The organism is Microcoleus sp. CZ3-B2 (genome assembly GCF_036705055.1).
In the GTDB taxonomy this organism is placed as follows: Bacteria; Cyanobacteriota; Cyanobacteriia; order Cyanobacteriales; family Microcoleaceae; genus Microcoleus.
Genome location: NZ_JAUBTN010000002.1, coordinates 140,845 through 160,309, shown reverse-complemented (window position 1 = coordinate 160,309; position 19,465 = coordinate 140,845). Strand labels below are relative to the sequence as shown.

The following is a 19,465-nucleotide window of genomic DNA, read 5'->3' as shown; positions in this document are numbered from 1 at the left end:
TGGAAGATGGAAGATGGAAGATGGAAGATGGAAGATGGAAGATGGAAGATGGAAGATGGAAGATGGAAGATGGAAGATGGAAGAGTACCCTTCGGCTTTGCTTAGGGTGAAAATAAGGAATAAGGAATATGGAAGAAGTCAAGGGTAGGATGCGTCAGGAAAGGTGATTTTCAATCACTCCTCATCTCATTCTGACGCACCATTTATTCTTGCCATCAGAATCATATTTTTCCGATTACCAAGCGAGTTAAAAATTATCAAGAAGCAGAACCTCTTGGCCCTCCCTGTTTCACGTTAGGCGCTGCGGTTCCGTAATTGACGCGACAACCGATGTTTAACAAACTAGAACTGCATTCGAGAGGGACAATTTGCTGGTCGAGGAGAGCGCTGCAACTTACATACTGGTCGTTATTAGTATCTCTTACCATACATTCGATCGCCTTAGCGCCCGATCGACTCGCCCAACTCTTCATACCTGCGACTGCAATCATGTGCTGCCAGTAAAACCAAAATAGGAACACTCCAAACAGTACCGCCACTGCTAATCCTGCTTTAATCTTCCAACTGCTCAGGATATTTCCCAAGCTACTTTTTAAGTTTTCCGTCACAGAAATAGGGGTTTCGGAACTTATTTCTGGAGGCGGCAAATTGGTTTGTGTTTGTTCTGGGATTTCCGACATCACGTAGCTCCTCTGATTTTTGCGATTGGCTGGGAATTGCCGGAGGCGATGGCGCACTCTTGCAAATTCTCTCAGATTTTAGCAAAACTCGTCTGTACTGGCAACCTCAAAAAGCAGTAGCGCCGTAGAAGTATGTATATTGTATCGATCGCGAGCGCGATTTCTATGCCTTTTGAGGTATTGCACAATTCGCGTTAGCGGAGCCCGCCCCTACGGGGGCTGCGCCAACGAAGAGGATCGGCTATTTTGCACCTAGGGAAATAGAATTGTTGCCGATGTTCTTTGAAAACGGCTGAAATGAATCAGCTTTTTTTGCGAACCGCAGAGGCCGCAGAGGCCGCAGAGAAAGAGCAAACAGAGATATATTGACTTTCACCAATCATTTATGGTTTCGATAGCAGTTCTAATAACTCAGATTCCGAAAGTAGTTTTACCCCCAAAGATTGAGCTTTCTCTAATTTAGAACCCGCATCTTCACCCACAACCACATAATCAGTTTTAGCACTAACCGAACCTGTGACTTTTCCTCCAGCTTTGACAATCAAATCTTTGGCTTCATCTCGTTTCAGAGTCGGCAAAGTTCCAGTCAATACAAATATTTTGCCAGCAAACTGTAAATTTATGTCGGCTAAATTCTGACTTTTTACTTCTGAGTGCAATTGCAATCCCGCAGTTTTTAACCGTGCGATTAAACTTTGATTTGCCGGAACTCGAAACCACTGAGAAACCGATTGTGCAATCTCCGGCCCGATGCCGTACACGCCCTCAATCGCAGCGGCCGATACTGCGGCTAACTCTTCCACATTTGCAAACCTTTCTGTCAGCAATTGCGCGTTGACACTACCAACGTGGCGGATTCCCAAGCCGTAAAGTACCCGCGAATAAGGTTGATTTTTCGATTGGGCGATCGCACTTACCAACTTTTGGGCCAACTTCTTACCCATGCGTTCCAAACCCATCAATCTTTCCGCAGTCAAATCGTACAAATCCGCAGCAGAATTGAGCAGATTGCTATCAACCATCTGCTGCACCAACTTTTCCCCAACACCGTTAATATCCAGAGCATCCCGGCTGCAAAAATGAATCAGCGAACCCCTCAAAATTGCCGGACAAGATGTATTGATGCACCGAGTAACGGCCTCCCCCTTTTCCCGAACCACAGGCTGCGCGCATTCGGGACAGCAACTAGGCATTTGAAAAAGTTGAGCATTTTGGGGACGAAGTTCCGGCAAAACTCGCACAACTTCTGGTATAATTTCCCCAGCTTTTCTGACAATCACAGTATCGCCAATATGGAGATTTAGCTCGGAAAGTCGATCGCTATTGTGGAGAGAAGCGCGCGAAACCGTGGTTCCAGCCAACTGCACCGGTTTGAGTTCCGCTACAGGTGTCAGAGCTCCGGTTCTCCCTACTTGTACGGTGACTCCTTCTACCATTGTAGGGACTTCGGCGGCCGGATACTTCAGGGCGATCGCCCAACGCGGAAACCTCTGAGTAAAACCCAATTGTTTTTGCAGCAAAACCGAATTCATCTTAACAACAACCCCATCGGTCATGTAAGGCAAATTTCCCCGCTCAGTATCCCAATATTCGTAATACTCCCGCACCTCATCCAAAGCATAGCAAACTTTGCGATTGGGATTCACCTTAAACCCCATTTTTCGCAATAATTCCAACGAATCCCACTGCGTGTCACCCTCATTACCCTCATCTAAATACAGAGTATAAGCAAAGAAATCCAACCTGCGCTTATCCACAATTTTAGAATCCAACTGTCGCAGCGTACCCGCCGCCGCATTCCGAGGATTAGCAAACAATTGTTCCCCCGCTTTTTCCCGTTCCCGATTAATTTCCTCAAACACAGCCAAAGACAAAAAAGCCTCTCCCCGCACTTCCACCACAGGCGGCGGATTATCTAAATTGAGTTTTAAAGGAATCGAGCGAATAGTCTTGACATTTTGAGTAATATCCTCTCCCGCAATCCCATCTCCCCGCGTCGCACCGCGAACTAAAATTCCATTTTCATAGGTTAATGCTAAAGCAGAACCGTCAATTTTTAATTCGCAAACATAGGAAACCCCCCCCAACCCCCCCAAGCTTCGGGGGGGAGTAATTTCTTTGTTTTCTTCCTTGCTAAGAATAGGCGTAATTCCATCTTGTCCCCCCCCTTCACAAGGGGGGGTTAGGGGGGGTGAAATCCCATCCTGACGAGGCGTAATTCCATCTTGTCCCCCCCGTTGATAAGGGGGAGTTAGGGGGGGTGCAATTCGCTGCCAGCGTTCCTGCCATTTAGCAAATTCCTCAAAATTAAAAGCATTTTCCAAACTGTAGAGAGGAATATTGTGCTTGACGCTAAAAAATTGAGTAGCCGGCTTTTCTCCCACGCGCTGAGTCGGACTTTCGGCAGTAATTAATTCAGGATAATCTGATTCTAACTCTTGTAACTGTCGATAAAGGCGATCGTACACCTCATCAGCCATAATCGGCGCATCGAGAACATAATAAGCATAACTAGCTTGCTGTAGCTGCTCCCTCAACTGTTTAACTCGCTGCTGAATGTCTGGTTGCATATTAACTTAAAAGTGTATATTTTTTAACCGCAGATGTCTAGAACAAAATATCACAAACACAATAAAAATGTTAGCATTTTATGCCTCAATCTGCGGCGGTAATTTGAACATTTAAAATCGCTTAACGATCCCAATCTTCAACTTCATAAAGGAAACGAGTCCCCCCCATCAGCTTGCGATTCGCCGAGGTACTTTGCACAAAAACCGCATACTTTTCTAGATTGCTAGGTTTGAGGCGCACAGTCTCGCCCCTTGGCAAACCCAACATTTCTCGCGCCGCTTCTCCTTCAAACAAATCCCCTGTCGAACGCTCCATCAGCACAATTTCTTTCTTACCTTGGATAGTTTCTGTTTTAGTAAACTCATAAAACCCGCGCCCGGTTTTAAAAGCCAAACCATTCTCCAGCACAAAAGCTTTAATTGAAATCTCGTTATCTACTTCTAGAATCTGAAATCTCCCCGGTTTTACGGCTCGCAATTCGGCTGATTCATAAACAGCAGCGCCTTCCCGCTTCAGCATGGTATCAAACATCTTGTTTAATCCGCGACTCATGCGACCTTCACTGACAACTTCTTGCTCGTAAGCTTGTAGTTGTTCGTTAGATGACTGTTGGTAACAAACTGCTAAAAATAAATCTGTGATGTAGGAAAATTGGTCGAGATTGAGGTGAAAACCGCCAGACTTTTCGGCTAGTTCTTTGTAGAATAAAGTAGCATGATTGCGGTTGAGAGCTTGGATGCCGTACACAGCAATTCCCATCTGTGCTAACTTATCTACTTCCTGACGCCAGTTAAGTTTTTGAGGAGTTTGAGCGGGTGCGTGCGGGATGTCATCGCCAATGAGTACCAATGTTTTGGAATTAGTTGGAGTCCAAGAAAGTGATTGAGCTTCGTGCAAGACTAATTCATAACATTCTGGAGCATCGCCACCGCCAGTTGGTTCTACATTTTGCACAAAATTGCAAATCTTGTCGGCATCGCCCGACAAATCGAGGTGTTTAGTCACGTAAGTGCTGCCAGCATCGCAATAGTCCCCGTGAGCAATAATGCCAATCCGAATGCCAGGGATTTCATCAAGCAGTCTTGTCACCGTCTCTTTAATTTTCCGGCGAACTTGCGTCAAGCAAGGATACATACTGCCAGTTGTATCAAAGCTAAAAACGACTTCTATGTTGTTGGTTGCCATCATTTAACTCTCTCTAAACAACAAGGATTTCTTAGGAACAAGACTTTAATCTTTTAAACATTTGTTACACTTTTCTCTCTTCAAAAGTGGCGGGGTAAAGAGAGGCAGAGCCTCTGGATCTGCATTACCAGGTAGAGCCTGGTAACGAGCAAACGAGCAAACAAGTAAGTAACAGTTATTTAATTGTCATTCCTTAGTTATATTATAACTCAATAAAAAATCAGCAGCTCTAAATTTACCATTTGTTGTAATTATAACTGGCGTTTATAGCTGCTGAATTATGTCGATCAATCTCTCACAAATTTAGATCGGCAAACTCGCTAAATTTCTTGTTATCCCCGGAGGTGGAAAGTTGAAGGCGATCGTTATTGTGTTCGCCGTTCAAGTTGCTATTAGCATTAGCACGGGATTTAATTAATTCTTGAGCATTTGTTTTGTTGAAAGCGAGCGGTTCAGCATGTTCTACTTGAAACACGTTAGCGTAGAGGTTGGCAATGATTTGTTTGCCACCCTGGGTTAATTCCAAGTAGTTCAAAGCTGCTGGAATGTAGGGAAAAACTCCGTTCCAATAAAACTTGGCGTAATTTTGTCGCAAATCTCCCGGAGACTTGTAGCCCAAGATTTTATTAGTGCCGACTTCTTCAAATTCGTAGAACAGCGCACTGATTTTTCGCAGGTAATTGGGGTCGCTCAACTGACCGATCAAATCGGCGGCCCTGGCTAGTCCAGAATAATTGTTTCTGTCTTGATGAGTTTCGCTAGCAGGAACTGGGAAGCGGGTCAATTCAATATTGCGCTTGATTTGTTCAGCATCAATTAAGGTGTGGCCGCCGAAGCGTTCGTCAATTACGAGTTTTCCTCGATCGACATGATAAGGAGTTAAACTGGCAGAAGTAGCGCCGACCGGTACAGAAACCATTCCCCCGTCAATACCCGTAGCGTAGAGTCCGACAGCTTCTTGGTCTTGGCGGCAAACACCTTTCACGTAGCCGATATCGTGGCACAGCAGCGAGATCAGGTAGTGCAGCCAATCTTCCGGCGACACTCCCCCTTCGCGAATATGCTTGCCCCGCAGAATTTCTTGCCCCACCAATGCCACGAGCATTGTGTGTTCCACATTGTGGTACAAAGCATCGCAGTTAGCGATATTTTCCAGAGCCATCGTCCCCGCCCAGGCGATAATTTCTGGATAGTCAGGCTTGTACTTGCCGTAGGTGCGGCGGTAGCCGGCCTGCAGCTCTTGCACAAAAGCGTCAATCAGGATAGCAGTTGCATTGAACATGATAAATTTTCTCATTCAGACTCTAGTTACAAACTCGATCGCAAATATGTTGGATAGCTGAAAAAATAATCAATGGGCATAACCGTAGGTTTGACCCCTCGCCCAAAGATGGATAGAAGCCCCCGAATTTTGTTGTTCTGTGCCCTAAATTTTAGACTTTTGTTCCTGCTTTGGCGATTCCTCTGTCCAGGAAATTTAAAATCTCAAATCGACTGACCCCGGGCGCGTTGAATTAAAAATTTCCGAAGAATGTTTTCAGGTCATAAAATTACTCTCAGACTATGCTTCCCACGATAACCTAATTTCCGAAGCAACTGATAGATTTTTGGGCATTAAATATTGGCGAAACAATTTAGACCGTTTCACCGACTAATTAATTAGAATGTGCTAGGTATGAAAGTTATGAACTGTCTGTTTCCGAGTCTCTCTACTGCTGCCCTTCGCACTCGGCGGTCGATCGCCCCAAAATACCTAGGATTGTTTGCATTCACTGCTGTTTGCACCGCTGCACCAGCTTTCGGGGCCGAGCGAATCTACGTAACTTACGGGCCGCTAGAAGAATCAGTTCCGATCGAATCTTTGGCACTATTCGCCAAAGAAGGCAAAATAGACTCGAACTTGGACGGCTTTGCTCAGTACGCCAAAAAATCTCAGCTAGCTCAGATTCGCAGCGCCCTGCAAGCGAAAGCGGAAATCAGCCCCGTGACGATCGCCCAATTCCTCTACACGCCTCAAGGAGAAGTGCTGCTGGAACGCTTGGGTCGAGTAGTTCAAACCAAAGCTCGGCAGCCCGGATTTTATGCCATCCGAGCGGCCCTGATTTTAGCAGCCGCCGATCCAGAAGGCCTGACAATTCTCAACGTGCTGCAAAAATTTCCTACTTACGGTATCAGGATTGACGTTGCGCGGGCCTTGGGTATCGCCGACAAACTGACATCGCTGATCAACCGTTCCAATCGGGCGATCGCCGGAGTCATCGAGTTGTCGGAAGCAGCAGCAGCCTCTGAGCCCGCGATACCGCCCGCAGAAATCCTACAGCCCCAGCTACCGGGCCCCTATACTTGGCAAAAATCATCGGTAACTATAACGAGTCCAAGTCGCAATCGCACCTTTGATATGGACATTTACCTGCCGCAGCGCAGCCCGCAACCGGCCCCTGTAGTAGTAATTTCTCACGGCTTAGGTTCCGATCGCACTTCCTTCGAGTATTTAGCCAAACAGCTAGCCTCCTATGGCTTTGCCGTCGCCGTTCCCGAACATCCAGGCAGCAACGCCCAACAAATCCAAAACCTAGTAACAGGCAAAACCAACGAAGTAACAGAACCAGCAGAATTTGTCAACCGCCCCCTCGACATCAAAGATTTGCTCGATTATTTAACCAAACTTTCGACTACCAATCCTGCCTACCGAGGGCAGCTCGACTTGGAGCGAGTCGGCATCATCGGCCAGTCTTTCGGTGGCTATACAGCTTTAACATTAGCCGGAGCGGGGATTAACTTTGCCCAGCTAGACAAAGACTGCCAGCGAGAAAACGAAACTTGGAACCTCTCCCTGCTGTTGCAGTGCCGCGCCCGCAGCCTAGCTCGCAACCAGTACAATTTCAGCGATCCGCGCATCAAAGCTGCGATCGCCATCAACCCGATCGCCAGCAGCATTCTCGGAGAAACAAACCTCAGCCAAATAAAAATCCCAATCATGGTAGTCGCAGGCAGCGCCGATACAGTCGCCCCAGCTTTGCTCGAACAAATTCAACCCTTCACTTGGCTGACATCGCCCAACAAATATTTGGTACTGATGAACAACGGGACTCACTTCTCAACGATCGAGGATTCCCCTCAAAGCGTCTTTCTGCCACCACCAGATGTCATCGGCCCCGAACCTGCTTTAGCCCGCCGCTACGTCAACGGACTCAGCGTAGCCTTCATGGAAACCTATTTGAACAACAAATCAAATTTCCGCCCCTATTTACAGCCGAACTACGCTCTAAGCATCTCGCGAGACACTCTCGGACTGAGAATTTTGCGATCGCTCACCCCAGAGCAACTCCAGCAGTTCAGCAGTGCGCCACCAGCTCGCAATGCTGCGCCTCCACTGCCGATCGAGCCACCTCCTGTGCCTTCTCAACCTCCGCTGCCACCAGTTCCGCGTTAAAAGGTAGGATGTGCCGAAGACCGCCGCGTGATGTGTTTTCCCCCTGGCAGCAGGGTTCATCAGCTTTCCTTATCACCTTCATCAGTTTAACTGTCGCTACAGGCCTTTACAAACCTTCACGGCATCGTTAATAATAGAGACATCATCCGAACATTGACAACCAAATAACGCAATCATAAACACATGACAGCCACCTTACAGCAGCGCGAAAGCGCTAACTTGTGGGATCAGTTTTGCAACTGGGTCACATCGACCGACAACCGCCTCTATGTAGGTTGGTTCGGCGTCTTGATGATTCCTACACTACTGACAGCCACAATTTGCTACATCACTGCATTCATCGCAGCCCCTCCCGTAGACATTGACGGCATCCGCGAACCAGTAGCAGGTTCCTTGATGTTCGGTAACAACATCATCACAGGTGCAGTTGTTCCTTCGTCTAACGCGATCGGTCTTCACTTCTACCCAATCTGGGAAGCAGCTTCTCTTGATGAGTGGTTGTACAACGGCGGCCCCTACCAATTGGTAGTATTTCACTTCCTCATCGGCATTTTCTGCTACATGGGTCGTGAATGGGAACTGTCCTACCGCTTAGGTATGCGTCCTTGGATCTGCGTAGCTTACTCTGCACCAGTTGCAGCAGCCACCGCAGTATTCTTGATCTACCCAATCGGACAAGGTTCATTCTCAGACGGTATGCCCTTGGGTATCTCCGGTACATTCAACTTCATGCTAGTGTTCCAAGCTGAGCACAACATCCTGATGCACCCCTTCCATATGTTGGGAGTAGCTGGTGTATTCGGTGGTAGCTTGTTCTCCGCAATGCACGGTTCCTTAGTTACCTCTTCTTTGGTTCGCGAAACAACTGAAACCGAGTCGCAAAACTACGGTTACAAATTCGGTCAAGAAGAAGAAACCTACAACATCGTTGCAGCCCACGGCTACTTCGGTCGTTTGATTTTCCAATACGCTTCCTTCAACAACAGCCGTTCCTTGCACTTCTTGTTAGGTGCATGGCCAGTAGTAGGCATCTGGTTTACCGCTTTGGGTATCTCCACGATGGCTTTCAACTTGAACGGTTTCAACTTCAACCAATCGATTATCGACTCTCAAGGTCGTGGTATCAATACCTGGGCTGATGTGATCAACCGCGCTAACTTGGGTATGGAAGTAATGCACGAGCGCAACGCTCACAACTTCCCGCTTGACTTGGCTGCTGCTGAAACTACTCCCGTAGCAATGGTTGCTCCTTCTATCAACGGCTAAGTTTTAGTCTGAGATTAACAAAAAGCGCTCCTAGAAATAGGGGCGCTTTTTGTTTGGGGAAAAAAGATTTTTATCAATAAAACTCGGCGGTTGAAACCGCTTCTACACAAACGAAGTCCGGATGGTGCGCGGACTAAAGAATAGAATATGACGATAAACTCCAAGTTTTGGAAGTCGTATATTATGAAAGAGCGATCGCGAAAGGTAAGTCAGATGGTTGTCGCAATTTCTAAAGCAGGATTGGGTACAAGTGCAGCCTTTCTGTCAAATGTGACATGGGAGACTCTGGAAAAGTTGGATGCAGATTTGGCTGAAACTGGGGCGCGTTTAACTTATTTGGACGGGTGTTTAGAAATTACGACTCCTTTTTGTGAAGCCCATGAGGAACCTAAAAAAACTGGCGTTGCTGAATGAAAGTATGATGGGTTTGTAGGGGTTAAGCCCCCGTACTTACCCCGTCGGCGGTGGGGGCAACCACGGGGCCAAGATCCCCCGTACAGATTTCATCTCCCAATTCAGCAACGCCGATTAATTCTTGATGAAACAGAGCGATTATAGCAGGTGACGCACTCTACTAAGCAAAACTAACGTCGATAGAGAGTACCATCAGGCATTTTTGCACCGTTAAGATTTGCTTTTCTCAAGTCTGCACCACTCAGGTTAGCTTGCTGTAGGTTGCTACCAGTAAAGTTTGCTTTTTGTAAGTCAACCCCGCTTAAGTCTACTCCACTCAAACTGTTTGGTAGTAAATTTAGTAGGTCTTGACTACTTAGCTTAGAACCTCGCCATAAACTGCTGTTATTTAAGTTTAGCTGGACTAACCCTAGTAATTCTTCCTTACTAAGATTTAGCTGATTAGAATCGCTTTTGATTAAGTTAATTAAATCCTGCTGATTTAGCTTCAAGCTAACCAAACTCACTACATCTTTAGGACTTAACTTAACTTTCTTCCAGTCCAATCCGCTGAAATCCAAGCCATTAGGGTCAGCTTTGATGAAATTGACTAAATCTTGCTTGCTTAAGTTGGCTGTAAATATCTTGAGAGAATCTTCCTTGCTTAACCTAATTTTACTCCAATCAAATCCCTGAAAATCTAAGTTGCCCGGGTTTTTGATTCTGCTGATTTTAACCTCACTTAACTCAGCACCATTCAAGTCTACTCCAGTTAAATTTGCGCCACTCAAATCCGATCTTCTCAAATCAGCATTATGCAGATTAACACCTTGTAGGTTTTTTCCACTCAGGTTAGCGCCTGGTTTAATCTCGGTTTCAGAGGAGAATGTATTGGTTGTCGCTTCTTTGTCACAGCTTCCTCCTAGAACTAAAAAGCAATCTGTTTTTTTGCTGACATTAGATAGACTTCCTTCTGCTCTGACTGGTTCAGAGTGCATCAAGAGGATTCCAAAACATAAAAATATGACAATTAAAAACTTGGTCGTCAACTTTTGAGCAATTGTAATTTTAGGTAGCATGATATTTTTATTGCCACAGATGGTTTGACATAAATTAAGACAGATTGTCGGATACATGGACTCTATTATACTTGACAATCAAAATTACTAGCTAATTACTCGCAATTGTGCGAATTGCGATCGCACCTCACCAATCATTTTTATTCCGTTTACTCTACCACAGTATTTAATTGCTGGCGCTGTGCAATCTGAATTAACATCCTCAATGCCTCATTCACTGCTCAATTATTGGGAAAAGCTTGGGCAACATCTGCATCTAAAAGCACTAAGTTTGTCCTGGCACGGCATTGTTCAACATACTTGCCTCTAACACCTCCTTCTATGGCGATCGATCGCCCTACCTCCTCACTGGCTGAAATCCCTGCACAAAACTCACCCAGCGTGGTACTTTATTACCTGTAATATCTAGGATGGGAACGTTGAAACTGCTGACAGAGGGGCGACCGATTTCACCAGCCGAAAAAGTAACATTCGTAGGTTCCGACTTACCTAAACCATAGGCACTAGCTATTTGATTAGCAAGTCGGCAGGTTATTTCAAAACTTCCCATATTAATCCTGCCACCACCAGCCTCGTAATTCCAAGTAATACCGGGTGTTACATTCCCAGATTGACACATAAAGTGAGTGACTTCAAACATTTTGGCAATGTGAACATCATATCGCCTTAAGCGTCCTCCATAGGCCGATGCTGTGGTATCGCTTTCTGGTACTACAATCGAGCCAAATCCTTCGTCAAAACCAAGCTCCATCGGCAGTGCTGTGGAACTTGCTAGCGGTTGATTCGTTTGGGGTTGTACGCGAGTCTGTGACATCTGTACTGGTTTAACAAATTGACTATTAGCGCGAATAAAACAACCTTGCGCTGCACCAGCAGTGTAGTTTTTCCCTACAAAAACCCAAGGTAAACCCCTGGTATCCAGGAAAGTAACACCAGCATTTCCAGGAAAGCTTTCAAAACGCTGTCCCTGTTTTAAAACACCAACTACAGACCAATTAAAAACATCAAATGGAGTGCGGTTGTCAACACGCATAAATTCTTCAAAAGAAGAATTCATGCGACAATTTAACCCATTTGGGTCTGGGTCTACTACTTCCCAATAGGTATGATAATATCTTCCCGTATAATCCCCTTGATTATTAGGACTAGGGAGAGGTGCAGTAGAACCTAGCGTAGCTGTTCCTAACGCCAGGAAAGTTGAAAGAGTAATGATTTTTAATTTTTTTAACATGAATATTACTTTTAAAACACTATATCTATCGTAGTATTTAAGGAATTTTTGATACATTAAGTATATCATACTTTGGGAGGAATAATTATGGCTGACATTTCAATTTAGCCATAGCACTAAGGTGCGTCACTTTGGCATTTTTTGCCCAAACTATCTGTCGCAGGTGATGCACCCTAATCTGTTAATAATTAAATAGCGATCGCCCCATCCCCTCTCCAATAACAAAAGAAGACCGATCGCACCCAAAATACTCTGGATACCGATACCGCAGGATCGCGGGGGGTTCCCGCTGCTTTTACCAACGTGGAAATTTTGGAATTGTCGATCGCAACTTTGGGCCGATTTGTCGCTCAAATTAAGCGGCCGCTGGGAATCGGTACGCTAATGTTGGAGGACGGCTCCACCGTGCAGGGCTTTTTGTGCGAATCTTATGCTGTCGCAGGTGCGATCGATATTTCTCATTTCGGCGGTTGAGGAGCTGATAACTCCGGCTTTTAAGCTAAGTTAGAATGGCAAATTTCTACCACTGTGCCAAATCATGCCATCAGCAGTACCTAACATTATCATCATCACAACTCCAACCCCCTCCAGCGGTGGTACCAGCCCCGGAGGGTCAGTTAAGGCTAAGAATGGTACCAGCGGCCCCGACTCCCTCAGCGGTACTGGGGGCGCTGACTTGATATTCGGTTTGGGCGGGGCTGACAGCATTTTTGGCTTGGCGGGAAACGATTCCCTCTACGGCGGCGACGGCGACGACTCAATTACAGGCGACGCGGGCAATGATTTGCTGTTTGGCGGTTCAGCCCGCGACAGCGTTTTCGGCAACGCGGGCGACGATACTGTCTACGGCGGCAAAGGTGCTGACTCGGCAAGCGGCGACGAGGGCAATGATTTGCTATTTGGCAACCAAGATAGCGATACTTTGTTGGGCGGCGCGGGCGATGATACCCTGTTTGGGGGTAATGGTGACGACTCGCTGTTTGGCGGTATTGGGGATGATTGTTTGTCGGGCGATCGCGGCAGAGATACTTTAACTGGTGGCGCTGGAAATGATACTTTTGCGATCGGGCGTTTTGCAGATGGCGATGTGATTACCGATTTTACTGTTGGTACTGATAAAATTCGCTTGAGTGCCGGCCTCACCTTTGGCGAACTCAATATTTTCGCTGGATCTGGAACTTCGACGAGTACAATTATTCAAATTACAAGCAGCAAGGAAATTCTGGCTACTGTATTGGGAGTTACTTCTATCCCTAGGGCGGACTTTATTTTTTAATTGGGAATCGATAATCGGGAATCGGTAATTGGGAATTGAGCTTGCGGGTACTTTTGAGTCTGAAGTTTTTAATGTTGAAGTTTTCAACTCAGGCAAGGCTTGTGCGTTGTCAGTAACCAAGACATCTCAAAAGTTTTCAACTTCCTTCTACCTTCTTCCATCTATCCCTTAAATTGGTTAAAAATCCGTTGCCGAACTTCCTTCTGACCGATGACGGATGACTGATGAATGGTGAATGGTGAATGATGAATTAGAGGGCAAATTTTGCCTTTTTTCTAGTTATTTGTATCATATGTTATTAGCGGATATTGCCCCTAAAAAAGGCTAATACCTTTTGATTTTTGACCAATAAATAAGGGCAATTCTTATTTTTTTAGTCATTTTTATCATGTATTATTAGCTAAACCAGCCCGCATAAAATGCTAATAATTGATAGCGATTCTCCTTCGACTTCGCTCAGGCTAAAATAACTAACAACTGACAACTGCCAACTAACAACTGATATTAAATCCGCTTGCATCGGAATGATTCAGATATATATTCTCGGACTCTGTGTACTCTGCGTACTAATAAGGTTAAATCACCTGACGATGCAAGCGGAAACGATATGACAACTGCCAACTAACAACTAACAACCAACAACTAACAACTAACAACTGCCAACTAATAACTGCCAACTGACAACTGCCAACTAACAACTGCCAACTGACAAATGACTACAGACGGTTTTCTCAATCTTAACAAACCTGCGGGCATGACATCTCACGACTGCGTGGGGCGAGTGCGCCGAATATTGCAACTCAAGCGAGTCGGACACGGAGGAACCCTCGATCCTGCAGTGACTGGCGTTTTGCCGATCGCCCTGGGTAAAGCAACCAGACTGCTGCAATTTCTCCAACACCATAAAGCTTACCGAGGTACGATTCGGTTTGGTTTAACTACCGCTACAGACGATTTAGAAGGAGAAATCATCCATTCTCAACCTGTGCCGGATTTGAGTTTAGAAAAAGTCCAAGCTGCACTGCCGAATTTTTTGGGGAAAATTGAACAGTTTCCGCCGAATTTTAGTGCGGTTCAGGTGGGAGGAAAACGCCTTTACGAGTTAGCTAGAAAAGGTGAAACTCTGGAAGTTGCTGCTAGAAATGTTGAGGTTTTTCGGCTGGAAATCTTGGATTGGCGGCCGGGGGATTTTCCTGAGTTGGATTTGTCGATCGCCTGCGGGCCCGGTACTTACATTCGGGCGATCGCGCGGGACTTGGGCGCACTGTTGAATTCAGGCGGTACTTTGGCTTGTTTGACTCGTACCGAAAGCAGCGGTTTCTCGATCGACCAAAGTCTCACTTTTGCAGAATTGGAACAGCAAATACAGGAGAATACATTCAGCCCGATTTTGCCCTCGGTGGTTTTGGGACACCTAGGTGCGATCGTCCTTTCTCCTGAATATACCAAACGCTGGTTTCAAGGACAGCGCCTCCCCATTCCCGAAACAATAACACCGCAGGAAACACCGAACAATTCCCCCGCAAACTTAAACTTAATACCCCAACCTCCCTATCCCTTGCAAGTTTACGATACAAATGGTAAATTCTTAGGTATCGGTCAAGTAGCTTCCTCAGAAACAAGTACCATATTGTCTCCTCAAATTGTGCTTTAGTTATCCAAGAGGTAAAAATGAAAATAGGTATAATTGGCGCGGGAAATGTTGGCGGAACTCTGGGACGAATTTTCAGTCAAAAAGGTCACTCGATTGTATTTGGTGTCAGAGATCCGCAGAGCGCAAAAGTACAGTCTGCTGTAGCTTCTACAAGAGGAAATGCACGAGCCGCTAGCCTTGTAGAATCTGCCAGTCACGGTCAATTTTTGATCTTAGCAATGCCTTGGAATGGCACGCAAGAGGCGATCGCCGCTGCGGGAGATTTGACTGGCAAAATTGTTATTAACGCTACAAATCCGATGGAGCTGACACCCGCTGGACTTGCTGCGGGACTGACAATCGGACACACAACTTCGGCGGCAGAAGAAATTGCCGAATGGGCGATCGGATCGCAAGTTGTGAAAGCTTTTAACAACATTGGCGCAAGCTGTTTAAAAAATTTGCACTTCTGTTCGCAAACAGCAACCGCTTTTATTTGCGGAGACAATATAGATGCCAAGAAAATTGTCACTAATCTCGCGCAAAACATCGGATTTGAAGTTGTAGATGTCGGGGAACTCAAGCAAGCTCGATTGCGGAAACCGCTGGGGATGTTGTTGATTAACCTAGCTTTCAGCGGTATGGGACAAGATTTTGCGATTACCTGAATCCAGCGCTGAGGTAAAAATTGTGAAAGCATTGCCGATCGGATTAATTCGATCCTACAAAATGGTGATTTCTCCTTACTTGCCTAACGCCTGTAGGTTTCAGCCCACTTGTTCGCAATACGCGATCGAAGCCATAGAAAGATTTGGGACACTCCGCGGCTGTTCAATGGCCGTTAAGCGGATTTTGCGCTGTCATCCTTTTCATCCTGGGGGTTGCGATCCAGTACCTCCCAAAGATAACGAGGAAAATTAATTTTTAGTTGTCAGCATAATTTTAGCTATTAATTAGTGCGATCGAGAGGCTTTGCACCCTCATGGCTAACACTCCCGAGGGGAATCATACCATTTGAAATACTTTGACTTCCTTCGACTAAGCTCCTCGGACAAGTCGCCCTCCAAGTTTGAAATTGAACAATTGAAAATGGCTGATGAATTAAGGGTTTCCAACCAGGGCAAAGGAGTTGCATTATTCTAGGGGATTGATACCCCGACCCGATCCTGGGTATGGTGTATTGATAACAACAAAATTGGATCGGTGCCGACAAGAGTACGCTCGATCGGTTGCGTACTCTTCTAGGCACATATTCGTTTTGGTTATGGTCATCGATCTGACATGATATGATGCGGTTAAATTCGCAGCACCAAGTTTTTTTAAATGAATAAAATTCAGTAATATTACTGTTATTGTTCACAACTCAGCAGCTATATAATGGTACAAACAGAGTACAGGGGATGCGAGTTGATATGTCTGCTACCGCAATCGGATACAAAATGTTGTCCCATACTATGGCCGTGCTCGGCCAAAAACAAGCAACTGGGAAACTCCTGTTAGAACAAGGGGAACAACAGTGGCAACTTTACTTTTTTCAGGGTTGTTTGGTTTATGCCACAGGAGGATCGCACAGGGCGAGGCGCTGGTACAGGGCGATCGGGCAACACTGTCGCAACTTTCAAGTCGATCTTAGAGACCTTGATGCTGGGGAACTTTGGGAATATCAACTGCTTCAACGAGGGATAGCAGACAGCGAAATGAGTCTGGAACAAGCTAAGGCGATCGTCCGCAGCAGCATTTCCGAAGTGTTCTTTGCTCTGATCGGTCAATCGGGTTTGCGCCGGGAGTGGCGTCCCTCTTCAAAATATTTTTCTAAAGTTATCTCTACTTTGATGCTGTCCGTAACGGAAGTAGAGCAAATTTTGTGTTCTACAGAACAAATTTGGCAGCAGTGGAAAGCAATGGGTCTGTGGCTGGTAGATCCAGAACAAGCACCGCTTTTAAAAGCGTCCGCCGAATTGCAGAAAAATCGATTTAGTTCTAATTCTTTGATGGCTTTGGCTAACGTCTTTAACGGCGAAAATACTCTTTGGGATATTGCATTTAAGAAAAAACAGTGCGTCACAGTGGCAACTCGCGCTTTAGTTAATTACATCAAGCAAGGTTTAGTAAATTTCCGCACAGTACCAGATTTGCCATCGCCGATAGAACAGTGGCGCCTTGCCGCAGCGATCGCCCGCCCCGGTCGCCCTTTGATTGCTTGTATCGATGACAGTCCCACAGTCTGCGAATTTTTAGAGCAAATTTTATTGCCGGCAGGGTATCGAGTCCTAAAAATTCAAGACCCGATGCAGGGGGTGGGCATCATTGCCAAACACAAGCCTGATTTAATTTTTATGGACTTAGTGATGCCGAATACAAGCGGCTTTGCTTTGTGCAATTTTTTGCGAAAAACACCGGCTTTTCGCGAAACTCCGATCGTGTTTTTGACAGGTCAAGCCAGTATAATTGACCGCACGCGAGCAAAATTAACAGGTGCTTCCGATTTTTTGAGCAAGCCGGCGAGTCCAGAACAGGTTTTGCAAATAGCTGATAAGTATTTGAAGGCAAAAGGCGATCGCAGCCCTTTAGCCACGCGCCACCACGATTTACTCAATTCGCACCAACTTACCTTAGCAAATTCTTGAACCAAAATTCTGCTTAAAAAGTATCGCTGCCGATCGCGCGGATCAGCCTCGGGCGCACTCTACAAGCATTTAGGCCGCAAGCAAGCTCTCAACCGTGACAGTCATGAGACTTGAGTTGCACTCAATCGCAAACAAGATTGAATGTATCTGCGTCCATCAGTGTTTGTACCCTTGAAATCTGCGGTTAACATCATCAGAGATTGAGGGATTGAGGGATTGAGGAATCAATACCTGATTTTTCGCTCGAATTGCTATAATCCATCAAACTTAATATTTTAACTATGAGCGATCGAACCCCGCAGGTAAGCGTGGTAATTCCGGCTTACAACTGTGCAGCTTACATCTGCCAAGCCGTAGATAGCGTGCTGCACCAAACCTATACAGACTGGGAAATTATTGTAGTAGACGACGGTTCCCGAGACGACACCAGATTAATTTTGGAGCAATATGGCGATCGAATTCGTTACATTCACCAACAAAATCAAGGAGTTTCCATCGCCAGAAATCGCGGTATTGAGCTAGCCCGAGGAGAATTCATCGCCTTTCTCGATGCAGATGACTACTTTTTACCCCACAAAATAGCAGCACAAATGGCTGTATTTGCAGCGCAACCAAATCTAGGAATAGTCCACAGTGGCTGGCGTCAAGTCAACAGTATAGGCGAACCCATAAAAGATGTAAAACCCTGGCAAAACGTCCCTAAATTAGACTTAGAAATGTGGCTGCGGTGGAAACCAGTATTACCTAGCGCGATGGTATTTCGCCGCCATTGGTTAGAGCGCGCCGGCGGATTTGACCCTCGATTTCCCCCAGCAGAAGATACAGATTTAGTGCTGCGTTTAGCCTTAATGGGATGCGAAGCAGATTGGCTGCAGCAAATAACTGTTTGCTACCGCCAGCACGAACAAAGCGCCATGTACAAAGGTTTACCGCAGGCTAAATCCCTCGCCGCCGTCACGGACAATTTTTTTGCCCGCCCCGAATTGCCCGATAAAATACGTTTGTTGGAAAAGCAAATCAAGTACAGTACCTTAGTTTGGATTGCTTGGTATTTGTACCGCACCGGGCATTCTGTTGAAATGGTAGAATTTTTGCAGCGTTCTTGGAATTATACGCCTTATTTGCCTGTAGAAACAGTAATTAATTGGGCGGACTGTTTTGCCGAATTTTCGCGGGATGCGGGGAATGAATTCGATGCGGATTTATTAGCTCAATCTCCTGAGTGGCAGCAGTTAATGCAGTGGACAATGCTCGCGATCTAATTGGGATTTAAATGGTCTGTCAACAATCGGAATAGTAAATTCACTGTTAACAGTTAACATCATGTATGAGTGTTACCGGAATTGATATGACACACCAGGGCGGGTGAAACCAAGTTTTTCAGCGTTGTTAAAGACTAAGAACCCATATTTGCTTCAACTCTCAACTGTTGAAGGTTTCTGTTCGTTAGCAGCCTGGATATCCTGCCACCAAACATAGACATAAGGCCATATGAATGTCTCATCATCTAGCTTCACTGTCACCTCATAACGGTTAATATGCGTGAGTTCCCCAGTTCTGCCATTCAAATACAATTGTTTGGGATTGTCGGTGATAATTTCTACTTTTTGATTCAACAGCGGCTGCATCTGGGTAGAAGAACCATGAAACGGATTTTTGCCTTTGAGCACATAGCCGCCAATCACAGATAAGTACATTGAAGCCATAAAAAATACCGTCAACAAACCCACCATTAGCAGAGTTTTTTGTGGCAAGAAATTGGTATAAACGCTCGCAACTCCTAGTACCATAGTTCCGAAAAACAAACAACTTGGCAGTACCAGCCCATCTCCCAGAAACACGATACCAAAAAATATCAGTACGAGCTGACAAGCAAATAATGCAGCCACCCAACTCCACCCAGCTAGCAACGATGAAGACAGCAGCCAATTCATTGCTACAATCAGGACGATCGCCATTGCCACAATCCAAACCGGTGGCGTATCATACTGTGTGAAGGGAAGAAGCACAAAAAACACTAAAGCATAGGCACAACTCGCAACAATATAGGCAAATTGACCAATTATTTCGTTCCTGTTCAACATTGTTAAA

At 45.7% G+C, this 19,465-nt stretch carries 17 protein-coding genes; 10 read left to right on the top strand and 7 right to left on the bottom strand.

Translation table 11 applies throughout. The features are described from left to right. Positions 1-257 precede the first annotated feature (257 nt). The 4 genes from QUA97_RS01780 to QUA97_RS01765 all read right to left on the bottom strand — a co-directional run bounded on the left by QUA97_RS01780 (position 258) and on the right by QUA97_RS01765 (position 5,718). Positions 258-680, bottom strand: a complete 423-nt coding sequence (locus tag QUA97_RS01780) for a hypothetical protein (RefSeq protein ID WP_194071221.1) — start codon at positions 678-680, stop codon at positions 258-260. 383 nt (positions 681-1,063) lie between these two features. Beyond that, on the bottom strand, positions 1,064-3,250 hold the full coding sequence (gene ligA, locus QUA97_RS01775; protein WP_333192506.1) for an NAD-dependent DNA ligase LigA: 2,187 nt from the start codon (positions 3,248-3,250) through the stop codon (positions 1,064-1,066). Positions 3,251-3,371: 121 nt separating this feature from the next. Further along, positions 3,372-4,439: a vWA domain-containing protein gene (locus tag QUA97_RS01770; RefSeq protein ID WP_228050414.1), complete on the bottom strand. Its 1,068-nt coding sequence runs from the start codon at positions 4,437-4,439 to the stop codon at positions 3,372-3,374. 292 nt (positions 4,440-4,731) lie between these two features. Further along, the gene (locus QUA97_RS01765; RefSeq protein ID WP_194071212.1) at positions 4,732-5,718 is read right to left on the bottom strand and encodes an Npun_R2479 family HD domain-containing metalloprotein; all 987 of its coding nucleotides are present in this window, start codon (positions 5,716-5,718) and stop codon (positions 4,732-4,734) included. Positions 5,719-6,111: 393 nt separating this feature from the next. Between QUA97_RS01765 and QUA97_RS01760 the strand changes: the two genes are divergently transcribed. The 3 genes from QUA97_RS01760 (at position 6,112) to QUA97_RS01750 (ending at position 9,549) form a co-directional block, all read left to right on the top strand. Further along, entirely contained in the window at positions 6,112-7,869 is a 1,758-nt protein-coding gene (locus QUA97_RS01760) for an alpha/beta hydrolase (protein ID WP_228050415.1), read from the top strand. 183 nt (positions 7,870-8,052) lie between these two features. Then, positions 8,053-9,135, top strand: a complete 1,083-nt coding sequence (gene psbA / locus QUA97_RS01755; protein ID WP_333192498.1) for a photosystem II q(b) protein — start codon at positions 8,053-8,055, stop codon at positions 9,133-9,135. Positions 9,136-9,318: 183 nt separating this feature from the next. After that, positions 9,319-9,549, top strand: coding sequence for a Uma2 family endonuclease (locus QUA97_RS01750; RefSeq protein ID WP_333192495.1), 231 nt, complete (start codon positions 9,319-9,321; stop codon positions 9,547-9,549). A gap of 170 nt (positions 9,550-9,719) precedes the next feature. On the opposite strand, the gene QUA97_RS01745 is transcribed toward QUA97_RS01750, so the two are convergent. Beyond that, positions 9,720-10,607 (bottom strand): pentapeptide repeat-containing protein, encoded by an 888-nt coding sequence (locus QUA97_RS01745; RefSeq protein WP_333192492.1) that lies wholly within the window; start codon positions 10,605-10,607, stop codon positions 9,720-9,722. A gap of 337 nt (positions 10,608-10,944) precedes the next feature. After that, positions 10,945-11,838, bottom strand: a complete 894-nt coding sequence (locus tag QUA97_RS01740; RefSeq protein WP_333192489.1) for a hypothetical protein — start codon at positions 11,836-11,838, stop codon at positions 10,945-10,947. Positions 11,839-12,141: 303 nt separating this feature from the next. Here QUA97_RS01740 and QUA97_RS01735 point away from each other — a divergent pair, with 303 nt between their 5' ends. The 7 genes from QUA97_RS01735 to QUA97_RS01705 all read left to right on the top strand — a co-directional run bounded on the left by QUA97_RS01735 (position 12,142) and on the right by QUA97_RS01705 (position 18,636). Further along, complete coding sequence (locus tag QUA97_RS01735) at positions 12,142-12,312, top strand: allophanate hydrolase-related protein (RefSeq protein ID WP_228050061.1); 171 nt, start codon at positions 12,142-12,144, stop codon at positions 12,310-12,312. Positions 12,313-12,376: 64 nt separating this feature from the next. Continuing rightward, positions 12,377-13,114 (top strand): calcium-binding protein, encoded by a 738-nt coding sequence (locus tag QUA97_RS01730; RefSeq protein WP_194068079.1) that lies wholly within the window; start codon positions 12,377-12,379, stop codon positions 13,112-13,114. Between the two features lie 712 nt (positions 13,115-13,826). Next, on the top strand, positions 13,827-14,768 hold the full coding sequence (gene truB / locus QUA97_RS01725) for a tRNA pseudouridine(55) synthase TruB (RefSeq protein WP_333192484.1): 942 nt from the start codon (positions 13,827-13,829) through the stop codon (positions 14,766-14,768). Next, positions 14,699-15,415: an NAD(P)-binding domain-containing protein gene (locus tag QUA97_RS01720; protein ID WP_442922473.1), complete on the top strand. Its 717-nt coding sequence runs from the start codon at positions 14,699-14,701 to the stop codon at positions 15,413-15,415. Before truB ends, QUA97_RS01720 begins: the two co-directional genes overlap by 70 nt. A 22-nt stretch (positions 15,416-15,437) precedes the next feature. Next, positions 15,438-15,668, top strand: coding sequence for a membrane protein insertion efficiency factor YidD (gene yidD, locus QUA97_RS01715; RefSeq protein ID WP_194068076.1), 231 nt, complete (start codon positions 15,438-15,440; stop codon positions 15,666-15,668). A 491-nt stretch (positions 15,669-16,159) separates the two neighbouring features. Continuing rightward, complete coding sequence (locus QUA97_RS01710; RefSeq protein WP_228050060.1) at positions 16,160-17,374, top strand: response regulator; 1,215 nt, start codon at positions 16,160-16,162, stop codon at positions 17,372-17,374. Positions 17,375-17,655: 281 nt separating this feature from the next. Continuing rightward, a complete protein-coding gene (locus QUA97_RS01705; RefSeq protein WP_333192476.1) occupies positions 17,656-18,636 on the top strand; it encodes a glycosyltransferase family 2 protein in 981 nt (326 codons plus the stop codon). Positions 18,637-18,789: 153 nt separating this feature from the next. Here QUA97_RS01705 and QUA97_RS01700 read toward each other — a convergent pair whose 3' ends face one another. After that, positions 18,790-19,458, bottom strand: coding sequence for a hypothetical protein (locus tag QUA97_RS01700; RefSeq protein WP_194068073.1), 669 nt, complete (start codon positions 19,456-19,458; stop codon positions 18,790-18,792). Between the last annotated feature and the right edge of the window lie 7 nt (positions 19,459-19,465).